Source organism: Pseudomonas sp. P4_C8, assembly GCF_056401975.1.
This window is the reverse complement of the sequence record NZ_JBFUIH010000032.1, coordinates 68,767-81,001: the sequence shown is the minus strand read 5'-3', so window position 1 is coordinate 81,001 and position 12,235 is coordinate 68,767. Positions and strand designations below refer to the sequence as shown.

Here is a 12,235-nt window from a genome sequence, read left to right as displayed (position 1 = left end):
ACCGCCTTCGCTGGCAAGCCAGCTCCTACAAAAATTCGTATTCACCTTGATGTTGTGGACCACACAAACCCCGTAGGAGCCGGCTTGCCGGCGAAGGCGTCGTCATTACCGCGGCACGTCGCACGGCCGCCTTCGCTGGCAAGCCAGCTCCTACAAAAATCCGTACTCACCTTGATGTTGTGGACCACACAAACCCCGTAGGAGCCGGCTTGCCGGCGAAGGCGTCTTCATTGGCGCGGCACGTCGCACGACCGCCTTCGCTGGCAAGCCAGCTCCTACAAAAATCCGTAYTCACCTTGATGTTGTGGACCACACATACCCCGTAGGAGCCGGCTTGCCGGCGAAGGCGTCYTCATTACCGCCGCACGTCGCACGGYCGCCTTCGCTGGCAAGCCAGCTCCTACAAAATCGCCGTACACGCCATCATTTTTCGGACGCCACCAACCCCGTGCACACCCTGATTTTGTGGACGACACAAAACCCGTAGGAGCCGGCTTGCCGGCGAAGGCGTCTTCATTGCCGCCGCACGTCGCACGACCGCCTTCGCTGGCAAGCCAGCTCCTACAAGTTTGCGGTCCTTCAGGACGCGATTAGCTGTCGCAACACGTAATGCAGGATCCCGCCTGACTTGAAGTACTCCACTTCATTGAGCGTGTCGATCCGGCACAGCACTTCAATCTTTTCCTTGCTGCCATCTTCACGGGTGATCGCCAGCGTCAGGTTCATCCTCGGTGTCAGCTCTACGCCGGTCAATCCGAGGATCTCCAGCGTTTCCTTGCCGGTCAGGTTCAGGCTTTTGCGGTTCTGATCCAGTTTGAACTGCAGCGGCAGCACGCCCATGCCGACCAGGTTGGAACGGTGGATGCGTTCGAAGCTTTCGGCGATGACCGCTTTCACGCCCAGCAGATTGGTGCCCTTGGCCGCCCAGTCGCGGCTTGAGCCGGTGCCATATTCCTGGCCGGCAATCACCACCAGCGGCGTGCCCGAGGCTTGATATCGCATAGCCGCGTCATAGATCGACATTTTCTCCATGGTGGGAATATAGAAGGTGTTGCCGCCTTCCTCGCCGCCGAGCATTTCGTTGCGGATACGGATGTTGGCGAAGGTGCCGCGCATCATCACTTCATGGTTGCCGCGACGCGAGCCGTAGGAGTTGAAGTCGCGCGGTTCCACGCCTTTGTCGCGCAAGTACTGACCGGCGGGGCTGTCGGCCTTGATGTTGCCGGCGGGGGAGATGTGGTCGGTGGTCACCGAGTCGCCCAGCAGCGCAAGCACTCTGGCCCCGACGACGTCCTTGACCACGGGCGGTGGGCCGCCGATGTCGTCGAAGAACGGCGGGTGCTGGATGTAGGTCGAATCATCCTGCCACACGTAGGTCGCCGCTTGCGGTACCTGGATGGCTTGCCATTGCTCGTCGCCGGCAAACACTTCGGCGTATTCCTTGTGGAACATGGCGGTGTTGACCTGATTCACCGAGTCGGCAATTTCCTTGCTGCTCGGCCAGATGTCGCGCAAGTACACCGGGTTGCCATCCTTGTCGTTGCCCAGCGGTTCACTGCTGATGTCGATACGCACCGTGCCGGCTAGCGCGTAGGCGACAACCAAGGGCGGGGAGGCCAGCCAGTTGGTTTTTACCAGAGGATGTACGCGGCCTTCAAAGTTGCGGTTGCCCGACAACACCGAGGCCACAGCGAGATCGGCTTTCTGGATGGCTTTTTCGATCGGTTCAGCTAAAGGTCCGGAGTTACCGATGCAGGTGGTGCAACCGTAGCCGACCAAGGCAAAGCCGAGTTCATCGAGGTACTGAGTCAGGCCGGCCGCCTTGTAATAGTCGGTGACCACTTTCGAGCCGGGCGCCAGGGACGTCTTGACCCACGGTTTGCGTTTCAGGCCTTTCTCCACAGCCTTTTTCGCCACCAGACCTGCCGCCATCATCACGCTCGGGTTGGAGGTGTTGGTGCAGGACGTGATCGCGGCAATCACCACCGCGCCGTTTTTCAGGCGATAGGTCTGACCGCCATGTTCGTAGTCCGCTTCACCGGCCAGATCAGCATTGCCCACGGCGACGCCGCCACCGCCCTCACTTTCCAGGCGGCCTTCTTCCTTGCTGGTGGGTTTGAATTGCAGACCCAGAAAGTCGCTGAACGCCTGCGCGACATTCGGCAACGACACCCGATCTTGTGGGCGCTTGGGTCCGGCAAGGCTGGCTTCGACGCTGGCCATGTCCAGCGCCAGGCTGTCAGTGAACACCGGTTCCTTGCCCGGCAACCGCCACAAGCCCTGGGCTTTGGTATAGGCCTCGACCAGTTTGACCACTTCGACCGGGCGGCCGGACAGGCGCAAATACTCCAGCGTCACGTCGTCCACCGGGAAGAAGCCGCAGGTGGCGCCGTATTCCGGGGCCATGTTGGCGATGGTCGCGCGGTCGGCCAGCGGCAGGTCGGCGAGGCCGTCGCCGTAGAACTCGACGAATTTGCCGACCACGCCTTTCTTGCGCAGCATCTGCGTGACGGTCAGCACCAGGTCGGTGGCGGTGATGCCTTCCTTGAGTTTGCCGGTGAGTTTGAAACCGATCACTTCGGGGATCAGCATCGACACCGGTTGGCCGAGCATCGCCGCTTCCGCTTCGATCCCGCCGACACCCCAGCCGAGGACGCCGAGGCCGTTGATCATGGTGGTGTGGGAATCAGTGCCGACCAGGGTGTCGGGGAAGGCATAGGTGCGGCCGTCCTCGTCCTTGGTCCAGACCGTGCGACCCAGGTATTCGAGGTTGACCTGATGGCAAATTCCGGTGCCCGGCGGTACTACGCTGAAGTTGTGAAAGGCGCTCTGGCCCCAGCGCAAGAACGCGTAACGCTCACCGTTGCGCTGCATTTCGATGTCGACGTTCTGTTCGAAGGCGCTTGAACTGGCAAACTTGTCGACCATCACCGAATGGTCGATCACCAAATCCACCGGCGACAGCGGATTGATGCGCTGCGGGTCGCCGCCGGCCTTGGCCATGGCGGCGCGCATGGCGGCCAGGTCGACCACGGCGGGAACGCCGGTAAAGTCCTGCATTAATACGCGAGCGGGACGGTACTGAATTTCCCGGTCGGAGCGACGCTCCTTGAGCCACGCGGCAATCGCTTTGAGGTCGGCACCGGTAACGGTTTTTTCGTCCTCCCAGCGCAGCAGGTTTTCCAGCAGCACTTTCAACGACATGGGCAATGGGTCGAGATCACCGAGGCTCTTGGCTGCCTCGGGCAGACTGAAATAGTGGTACGTCTTGTCGTCGACTTGCAGGGTTTTAAGGGTTTTCAGGCTATCGAGGGACGGCATTGAAATGACTCCTTTTGGTCCGCACGGCTACGGACTGACGGGACGAACAGAGCTCTAAACCTAGCCCTGTTTGGACGTTAAGGCTAATAACCGGGCTCTATGGTTAAGTCCAAGGTTGCGAACTCGGCTATCATGCGCCGGTTTTCGTGACAGGCTTTGCTTCAACGCAAGTCTGGGCATCGCGCAGTGGTTGAATGTCTCGCCATCTGCCCAGGAGTAAGAATGAACACCCTCTTTATGCATTGCCGGCCGGGCTTCGAAGGCGAAGTCTGTTCCGAGATAGCCGAACACGCTGCACGCCTGAACGTGGCCGGTTATGCCAAGGCCAAAACCGCCAGCGCCTGCGCCGAGTTTATCTGCACCGAAGAAGACGGCGCCGAGCGCCTGATGCGTGGCCAGCGTTTCGCCGATCTGATCTTCCCGCGCCAATGGGCGCGCGGGATCTTCATCGATCTGCCGGAAACCGATCGCATCAGTGTGATACTCGCGCATATGGCGGACTTTCCGCTGTGCGGCAGCCTGTGGCTGGAAATGGTCGACACCAACGATGGCAAGGAACTGTCGAACTTCTGCAAGAAATTTGAAGGTCACCTGCGCAAGGCACTGATGGCCGCCGGCAAACTGGTGGAAGATGCACACAAACCGCGTCTGCTGCTGACCTTCAAGAGCGGTCGTGAAGTGTTCATGGGCTTGGCCGAGTCGAATAACTCGGCGATGTGGCCGATGGGCATTCCGCGCCTGAAGTTCCCGCGTGAGGCGCCAAGCCGCTCGACGCTGAAGCTGGAAGAGGCCTGGCATCACTTCATCCCGCGTGACCAGTGGGATGAGCGTCTGCACAGTGACATGACCGGCGTTGACTTGGGCGCTGCGCCCGGCGGCTGGACCTGGCAACTGGTCAATCGCGGCATGCTGGTGACGGCCATCGACAACGGCCCGATGGCCGAAAGCCTGATGGACACGGGTCTGGTGCAACACTTGATGGCGGACGGTTTTACCTTCAAGCCCCGGCAGCCGGTGGACTGGATGGTCTGCGACATCGTCGAAAAGCCAGCGCGTAACGCCGCGATGCTGGAAGAGTGGATTGGCGAGGGCCATTGCCGAGAAGCGGTGGTCAACCTCAAACTACCGATGAAACAGCGTTATGCCGAAGTGAAACGATTGCTGGAACGCATCGCCGACGGCTTCAAGGAGCGCGGGATTCGGGTCGAGATTGGCTGCAAACAGCTGTATCACGACCGTGAAGAAGTGACGTGCCACCTGCGCCGGCTCGACGTAAAGAAACCCAAATCCCGCTGATTGTGCGTACTGATCGTTCCCACGCTCTGCGTGGGGATGCATCCCGTGACGCTCCGCGTCACATCCAAAGGCGGAACGCGGAGCGTCCCCGGCGGCATTCCCACGCAGAGCGTGGGAACGATCAGCCACAGATGACCGAACACCCGGCAATGCGCGACAATGCCGGCTAGTTTCAGGAGTTAATCATGAGTGAAATGCTTGATACGCCGGTAGACGGCACCCTCGACGCCACCGGCCTCAACTGCCCGGAACCGGTGATGATGTTGCACCAGCACATCCGTGACCTGGTGCCCGGCGGCCTGCTCAAGGTGATCGCGACCGACCCGTCGACCCGTCGCGACATTCCCAAGTTCTGCGTGTTTCTTGACCACGAACTGGTGGCGCAGCACGAAGAGGCGGGCACCTACCTGTACTGGATCCGCAAGAAACTCGCTTAACCCGCCGAATGGCTAATGCGGATCCGCTTGCGTGCACTGCGCGCCAGGCGGATCGACAGCATCAGCGCCGCGCAACTCAAGCCCACGATCAAGCCTTGCCACAGCCCGCTCGGGCCGCTTGGTGCGCCGAACCAATCGGTCAGGCCCAACGCGTAACCCACCGGCAAACCAATCCCCCAGTACGCGAACAGCGTCAGGATCATCGTCACTCGCGTGTCCTGGTAACCGCGCAATGCACCGGCCGCCGTCACCTGAATGGCATCGGAAAACTGGAACAGCGCCGAGTACACAATCAGCATCGCGGCCACTTGAATCACCGTCGGGTCAGCCGTGTAGATCGCTGCAATCGGCTCACGCAACATCAACATCAAGCTCGCGGACAGGCAGGCATAAGCCAGCGCCGTGCCCATGCCGACACCGGCGGCGAATCGTGCCTCGCGTGGCTCCTGACGACCGAGGGCCTGGCCGACCCGCACCGTCACCGCCATGCCGAGGGAGTAAGGGATCATGAACACCAGCGAACTGAAGTTCAGGGCGATCTGGTGCCCGGCCACCACCGTGGCGCCGAGGCTGCCAATCAGCAGCGCAATCACCGCAAAAATGCTCGACTCGGCGAACACTGCGATGCCGATCGGCAGCCCGATGCCCAGCAAGCGTTTGATCACCGACCATTGTGGCCAGTCAAAACGGCTGAACAACTGACTCGACTGATAAGCCGGCGCCCAGCGTTCCCAGCCGGCCATGCCCAATGCCATCACCCACATCACAATCGCCGTGGCCCAGCCGCAGCCGACACCGCCCATGGCGGGTACGCCGAAGTGGCCATAGATGAAGATGTAATTCAGTGGAATGTTCAGCGCCAGCCCGCACAAGCCAAGCACCATCGCCGGGCGCGTACGGCCCAGGCCATCACTGAAACATCGCAACACATGGTAGAAGGCGACGGCGGGCAAACCGCTGGCGATGCCGTGCAGGTACTGCATGCACGGGCCGATCAATTCGGGATCAACCTTCATGAAGTGCAGGATTGGCTCAGCGCTAAACAGCATGCCGGTCGCCAGCAAACCCACCACTAAGGCCAGCCACAGTGCCTGACGCACAATCGGGCCGATTTCACTGTGGGTGCCGGCGCCAAAACGCTGGGCAACTTTTGGGGTGGTGGCCAGCAAGGTGCCGGTCATCAGCAGAAACACCGGCACCCAGATTGAGTTGCCCAGCGCTACCGCCGCCAAGTCGCGAGGCCCGACCCGGCCCGCCATCACCGCGTCGACGAAACCCATGGCGGTGGTGGCCAGTTGCGCGATCATGATCGGCAGCGCCAGGGTGAGCAGGTTTTTCAGCTCAAGGCGAACCCGGGCCGGGCGGGTGAGGGCGGTAGCGGCAGGGCGGTCAGTCACGGAATTCAAAGGCGAAACGTCCAAAGGTGTTAATGCGCAAGGCGACGCATTCTACGCGCTGACGCAGTGGTCAGGAAAAGTCCTGTGTTAGGGATTTGTAATCGTATTTCGAACGTTGCGACACCCCCTGTAGCAGCCTGCTGCTACAAGGAAGCGTAATGCTCACTGGCTCACTATAGGCATCTACGCCTACACTGCCGATCCGCCAAAGGAGCCTGCCATGCTGATTGTTGCCGACGAAAATATCCCGCTGCTCGATGCCTTCTTCTCAGGTTTCGGTGAAATCCGCCGGGTACCGGGACGTTCCATCGACCGCGCTACCGTCGAGCACGCCGATGTGCTGCTGGTCCGCTCAGTGACCAACGTCAATCGTGCCTTGCTCGAAGGCAGCAACGTGCGTTTTGTCGGCACTTGCACCATCGGCACCGATCACCTGGACCTGGATTACTTTCAAAAAAATGCAATCACCTGGTCCAGCGCCCCCGGCTGCAATGCCCGGGGCGTTGTCGATTACGTGCTCGGCAGCCTGCTGACCCTGGCTGAAATAGAAGGCGCTGACCTGACTCAACGCACGTATGGCGTGGTCGGTGCCGGCCAAGTCGGTGGTCGTCTTGTCAAGGCCCTGCAAGGCCTGGGCTGGAAGGTGCTGGTGTGCGATCCACCCCGGCAAGCAGCTGAAGGCGGTGATTTTGTCAGCCTCGAACAGATCATTGAGCAATGCGACGTTATCAGTCTGCATACCCCTTTAAAGAAGCACGGCGCGCAGTCGACCTGGCATCTGCTCGATAAAAAACGCTTGAACCAGCTCAAGCCTGGCGCGTGGCTGATCAATGCCAGTCGAGGCCCGGTGGTTGATAACGCCGCCCTGCGTCAGGTGCTGCTTGAGCGCGAAGACCTGCAAGCGGTGCTCGACGTGTGGGAAGGCGAGCCTGAGGTCGACGTGGCGCTGGCTGAGTTGTGTGTGCTGGCGACGCCGCACATTGCCGGGTACAGCCTTGAAGGAAGACAGCGCGGGACGGCGCAAATTTATCAGGCGTATTGCGATTTTCTCGGGCGCCCGGCCGACATCAGCCTCAGCGATTTATTGCCGGCGCCGTGGTTGTCGCACGTGACCCTGCATGCGCAGACTGATCCGGCGTGGGCGTTGGCCATGTTATGCCGTGGGGTGTACGACCCGCGCCGTGACGATGCGGATTTTCGGCGCAGCCTGGTAGGCAATGTGAGTGAGCAGCGTGCGGCGTTTGATGCGCTGCGCAAGCATTATCCGCAGCGACGGGAGATTGATGGGTTGCAGGTGCGGATTGAGGGGGAGTCGGCTGAGTTGCAGCAGATAGTGGCGGCGTTGGGGGCGTCGGCTGTATAGAGACCGAGTCGGCCCCAATCGCTGGCAAGCCAGGCTCCTACGGGTTTTGAGTCGATCGTTAAATAGGTGAACGACTCAAATCCTGTAGGAGCCTGGCTTGCCAGCGATGGCCTCACTGCAATTTCCAGATAAGCACCCATAAAAAACCCGGCCCACCAGGGCCGGGTCAAGAAGACGGTGGCTATATCACTTTTGTTCGGCAGGCTGGACCAATCGCTGTTCCAGTTCGCGGCAAGCGCACTGGATCATTTCTTCAGTGATCGGTACTTCACGCCCATCGGCATCGATAATCGAGCAACCCAGAGACTGGTCGGGCTGTGTGCGGATCACTTGAATCTTGTCTACGCTGCTGTTTTGCAAGGACATGGCCTGTCTCCTCATCAGGTTGTGTGCCTACTTTACAACCGCCAGGTGACCGGGCTATGACAACTCCCTGCGATCTTTCCCAAGCGGTAACGTCAGTCCACCAGAAATTTAAAAACCTTGCCACCCGGACTTTAGACCAATAGCGTCTAGAGACTAGTCATCGCGGTCATAATTAACCTGACTCATTGTGATTTACAGGGTTTTGCGTCTGACAGTGTAGGCTGGCCCTTTCATTGGCGTACCTGGATAACTGCGATGCTCTCTGCCCGTCACCGCCGCGCGATCCGCCTGGCCCTGCGCTTTCTTGCGCCCTATCGCTGGCCAGCCTTTGGCGCCTTGCTCGCGTTGATTGTCACCGCCGGCATTACCTTGTCGATGGGGCAGGGCATTCGCCTGCTGGTAGATCAGGGGTTCATGACCCAGTCACCGCACTTGCTCAATCAATCCATCGGCTTGTTCATGGTGCTGGTGGTTGGACTGGCGATCGGCACTTTCGCGCGTTTTTATCTGGTGTCGTGGATCGGCGAACGCGTGGTCGCGGACATCCGCCGACAAGTGTTCAACCACCTTGTCTATCTGCATCCGGGCTTCTACGAAAACAATCGCAGCTCCGAGATCCAGTCGCGGCTGACCGCCGATACAACGTTGCTGCAATCGGTGATCGGCTCTTCGTTGTCGCTGTTTTTGCGCAATTTGCTGATGGTCATCGGAGGGATTGTGCTGCTGTTTATCACCAATCCCAAACTCACCAGCATCGTGGTCGTCGCCTTGCCGTTGGTCATCGCCCCGATCCTGATTTTCGGCCGCCGGGTACGCAACCTGTCGCGCCTCAGTCAGGACCGGATCGCTGATATCGGCAGCTACGTCTCCGAAACCCTCAGCCAGATCAAGACCGTGCAGGCCTACAACCATCAGGTTCAGGATGAGCAGCGTTTTGCCGTGACCGTGGAAGAAGCGTTCAACACCGCGCGTAAACGCATCTTCCAACGCGCCTGGCTGATCACGCTGGTGATCGTGCTGGTGCTGGGCGCGGTGGGCGTCATGCTGTGGGTCGGTGGCATGGATGTGATTGCGGGTCGGATCTCGGCGGGTGAACTGGCGGCGTTTGTCTTCTACAGCCTGATCGTCGGCAGCGCCTTCGGCACCTTGAGCGAAGTGATCGGCGAGTTGCAGCGAGCGGCGGGAGCGGCCGAGCGGATTGCCGAATTGCTGCGTTCGGAAAACATCATCCAGCCGCCGACCACCGGTCTGGTGACCTTGCCGGAGCGGGTGAAGGGCGATCTGGTTCTGCAGGACGTACGTTTTTCCTACCCCTCGCGGCCGCAAAGCTATGCCGTCGATGGCTTGAGCCTGACCATTAATGCGGGTGAAACCCTCGCGCTGGTGGGGCCTTCCGGGGCCGGAAAATCCACGGTGTATGACCTGCTGCTGCGCTTTTATGATCCGGCCGCCGGACAGATTCTGCTCGATGGCGTGCCGCTGACTCACCTTGATCCACTCGATCTGCGCCGCTGCTTCGCATTGGTCTCGCAAAACCCGGCGCTGTTCTTCGGCAGCATCGAAGAGAACATCCGCTACGGCAACCCGASCGCCACCTTGGCCCAAGTTCAAGAAGCAGCAAAAATCGCCTACGCCCACGACTTCATCGAGCAAATGCCCAACGGTTACCAGACGCATCTGGGCGACGGTGGCCTCGGTCTATCCGGCGGCCAGCGTCAACGCCTGGCCATCGCCCGGGCGTTGTTGGTGGACGCGCCGATCCTGTTGCTCGACGAAGCCACCAGCGCCCTCGATGCTCAAAGCGAACACTTGATCCAGCAGGCCCTGCCAAGCCTGATGAAAAACCGCACCACGCTGGTCATTGCCCACCGTTTGGCCACCGTGAAAAACGCTGACCGGATAGCGGTGATGGATCAGGGGAAGTTGGTGGCGGTGGGGACGCATCAGGCGTTGATTGCGAGCAATGCATTGTATGCAAGGCTGGCGGCGTTGCAGTTTAGTGATGGCAAGGCCGAACTAGGTCTACACCTGTAAACACTGTGTAGGAGCTGTCGAGTGAAACGAGGCTGCGATATTTTGAATGCGACCTCGTCCGACATCTCCTACACAACATTACCGGTTACTGATCGTCAAAATACCGCTCATGCCAATCCACCAGCGGCTGTGGCGAGTTGAGCTTCTGGCCGTAAATCACCGAATACGACAGCACGTTCTGTACATACTGACGGGTTTCGTCGAACGGGATGCTTTCCACCCAGACGTCGAAGCTCAGGTGGTCTGCGCCACGCAGYCACTGGCGCACGCGGCCGGGGCCGGCGTTGTAGGCAGCGGAGGCGAGGACGCGGTTGCCGTTGAACTGGGCGTGGACCTGGCTCAGGTATGCGGCGCCCAGTTGGATGTTTTTATCCGGGTCCAGCACTTGCTGTGGCGAGGCCAGCGGGATGCTGAATTTGCGCGCGGTTTCCTTGGCGGTGGCGGGCATCAGTTGCATCAGGCCGCTGGCGCCGACGCCGGAGCGGGCGTCAGCCATGAAGGCGCTTTCCTGGCGAGTGATGGCGAACACCCAGCTTGGATGCAGGCCGCGGATTTTGGCTTCACGGACCATCGGTTCGCGGTAGGCCATCGGGAAGCGGATGTCCAGATCGTCCCAGTACTGTGCCTGACTGATGGTGCGGATCGCCGGGAAATACCATTTCAGGTCATAGGCCAGTTTTGCCTGGGCGACCATTTCGTCACGGCTGAAGTGTCGGCTGACGTGATACCACTCGCGACGACCATCGACGATCTGCCCACGTGCGTGGAATTCCAGGGCGCGACGAACGCCCGGCGTGTTGCGCACTTTGTTGATCAGCGCCTGGCTCAATACCAGCGGTTTATTGACCAGCGAATACGGGGATTGCGAGCGATCAGCGGCGAGGAAACCATAGAAGTCACGCTCGCGAGCGAGGTTTTTATAAAGTGCTTGCACTTCCGTGCTCTGTGGCTGGGCCAGTTCAAGGCTGCGGGCCTGCCAGTAGCGCCAGCGATTGGTGGTCGCCAGGTCCTGGGGCACGCGCCGGGTCAACTGATTGGCATCGTCCCAACGGCCCAGGCGCAACAGCAACCGCAGACGCCATTCAGACACCGTGTTGTCGCGCAGTTCCGGGTCGTACTTGATCATTACGTCCAGTGCGCGGCTGTCGAAACGTCGTGCGAGGGTCAGTCCGATTTCCCGGGCGATCGCCACTTTTTCATCGCGGGAGAAGTGCATGCTGCTGGCATAACCGTCGAGCAGGGCCATGGCCTTGTCCGGGTCTTGTTTGGCCAGGCGGCGCAGGCCGAGGCTGACCACGTCGGACATCGGTTCGTCAGCCGGAGTGAAGCGCGAAGGCTGGTTGAGCAGTTCGGGTTTTTGCGCCACATCGATCAACAGCCGACCGCGCGGGGCGAGGGTAGTCAGTCCGTTAACGAGGCTGTTGGCCAGCGGATAATTGCGAGCCTGGGCGGCGAGTTTGGCGCGTTCCCAACGTTTTTGCTCGGGCAGTTGACCTTCGGCAGCCCATAGTCCGAACAGCGCGTCGCAAGCTTCCGGTTGGGATTTGCCGGTCAGCCACAGTTTGTTGGCGTTGGCATAACCCTCGGCCTTCTGATTGTGGGTGATCTGGTACTGCGCATTCAGGCAGTCCAGTTCGGTGAAGTTGAGCTTGGGGTCGTAATACTTGACGAAGGTCGCCCAGTCGCCACGCTCGGCCAGCCAGCGCAACCAGCGCAATTTCATCCAGTTGGCTTGCGGCAGGTCACCGTGTTCGGCGAGGAATTTCTCGATTTCGGCATTGCTTGCGGTTTTCAGGCGAGCAGTCAACTCGTCATAGGCGAGGTACGGCTCCAGCGGGTAATCACTGAGGGCCTGGCTGTAACGAAAATAAGGACCGGAATCGCCCTTGGCCAAGGCACGCTTGGCTTCATCGTAATACTGGCGCTGGGTGGACAGGTCCACTGCCTGGGCTGACTGAAAGGCAGTGGCAGAAAGAAGCAGGCAAGATAAAAGACTGAAAAGGCGACTGCGCATGAGACAT

8 protein-coding genes are annotated in these 12,235 nt (G+C 60.1%); 4 read left to right on the top strand and 4 right to left on the bottom strand.

Annotation, left to right across the window (positions count from 1 at the left end; translation table 11 throughout):
- Positions 1–579: 579 nt before the first annotated feature.
- The gene (acnA, locus tag AC1DWM_RS20345; protein ID WP_477795978.1) at positions 580–3,321 is read right to left on the bottom strand and encodes an aconitate hydratase AcnA; all 2,742 of its coding nucleotides are present in this window, start codon (positions 3,319–3,321) and stop codon (positions 580–582) included.
- Positions 3,322–3,543: 222 nt separating this feature from the next.
- On the opposite strand from acnA, the gene rlmM reads away from it, so the two are divergent.
- Entirely contained in the window at positions 3,544–4,617 is a 1,074-nt protein-coding gene (gene rlmM / locus AC1DWM_RS20340) for a 23S rRNA (cytidine(2498)-2'-O)-methyltransferase RlmM (RefSeq protein ID WP_223511694.1), read from the top strand.
- Positions 4,618–4,802: 185 nt separating this feature from the next.
- Entirely contained in the window at positions 4,803–5,054 is a 252-nt protein-coding gene (gene tusA / locus AC1DWM_RS20335; RefSeq protein ID WP_007945068.1) for a sulfurtransferase TusA, read from the top strand.
- Here tusA and AC1DWM_RS20330 read toward each other — a convergent pair.
- On the bottom strand, positions 5,051–6,460 hold the full coding sequence (locus AC1DWM_RS20330) for an MATE family efflux transporter (protein WP_223511692.1): 1,410 nt from the start codon (positions 6,458–6,460) through the stop codon (positions 5,051–5,053). The genes tusA and AC1DWM_RS20330 overlap by 4 nt on opposite strands.
- Positions 6,461–6,671: 211 nt before the next feature.
- On the opposite strand from AC1DWM_RS20330, the gene pdxB reads away from it, so the two are divergent.
- Positions 6,672–7,814, top strand: coding sequence for a 4-phosphoerythronate dehydrogenase PdxB (gene pdxB / locus AC1DWM_RS20325; RefSeq protein WP_477795977.1), 1,143 nt, complete (start codon positions 6,672–6,674; stop codon positions 7,812–7,814).
- A gap of 186 nt (positions 7,815–8,000) precedes the next feature.
- On the opposite strand, the gene AC1DWM_RS20320 is transcribed toward pdxB, so the two are convergent.
- A complete protein-coding gene (locus AC1DWM_RS20320) occupies positions 8,001–8,180 on the bottom strand; it encodes a PA1571 family protein (RefSeq protein WP_223511690.1) in 180 nt (59 codons plus the stop codon).
- Between the two features lie 246 nt (positions 8,181–8,426).
- Between AC1DWM_RS20320 and AC1DWM_RS20315 the strand changes: the two genes are divergently transcribed.
- Positions 8,427–10,214 carry an ABC transporter transmembrane domain-containing protein gene (locus AC1DWM_RS20315; RefSeq protein WP_477795979.1) on the top strand — a complete coding sequence of 596 codons (1,788 nt, stop codon included), beginning with the start codon at positions 8,427–8,429 and terminating at the stop codon, positions 10,212–10,214.
- Between the two features lie 85 nt (positions 10,215–10,299).
- Here AC1DWM_RS20315 and AC1DWM_RS20310 read toward each other — a convergent pair whose 3' ends face one another.
- Positions 10,300–12,228 (bottom strand): transglycosylase SLT domain-containing protein, encoded by a 1,929-nt coding sequence (locus AC1DWM_RS20310; protein ID WP_477795976.1) that lies wholly within the window; start codon positions 12,226–12,228, stop codon positions 10,300–10,302.
- Positions 12,229–12,235: the final 7 nt, after the last annotated feature.

What these genes read in the sequence shown, in the direction of transcription:
- acnA (WP_477795978.1), bottom strand. Translation starts at nt 3,321, where the DNA reads ATGCCGTCCCTCGATAGCCTGAAAACCCTTAAAACCCTGCAAGTCGAC.
- rlmM (WP_223511694.1), top strand. Translation starts at nt 3,544, where the DNA reads ATGAACACCCTCTTTATGCATTGCCGGCCGGGCTTCGAAGGCGAAGTC.
- tusA (WP_007945068.1), top strand. Translation starts at nt 4,803, where the DNA reads ATGAGTGAAATGCTTGATACGCCGGTAGACGGCACCCTCGACGCCACC.
- pdxB (WP_477795977.1), top strand. Translation starts at nt 6,672, where the DNA reads ATGCTGATTGTTGCCGACGAAAATATCCCGCTGCTCGATGCCTTCTTC.
- AC1DWM_RS20320 (WP_223511690.1), bottom strand. Translation starts at nt 8,180, where the DNA reads ATGTCCTTGCAAAACAGCAGCGTAGACAAGATTCAAGTGATCCGCACA.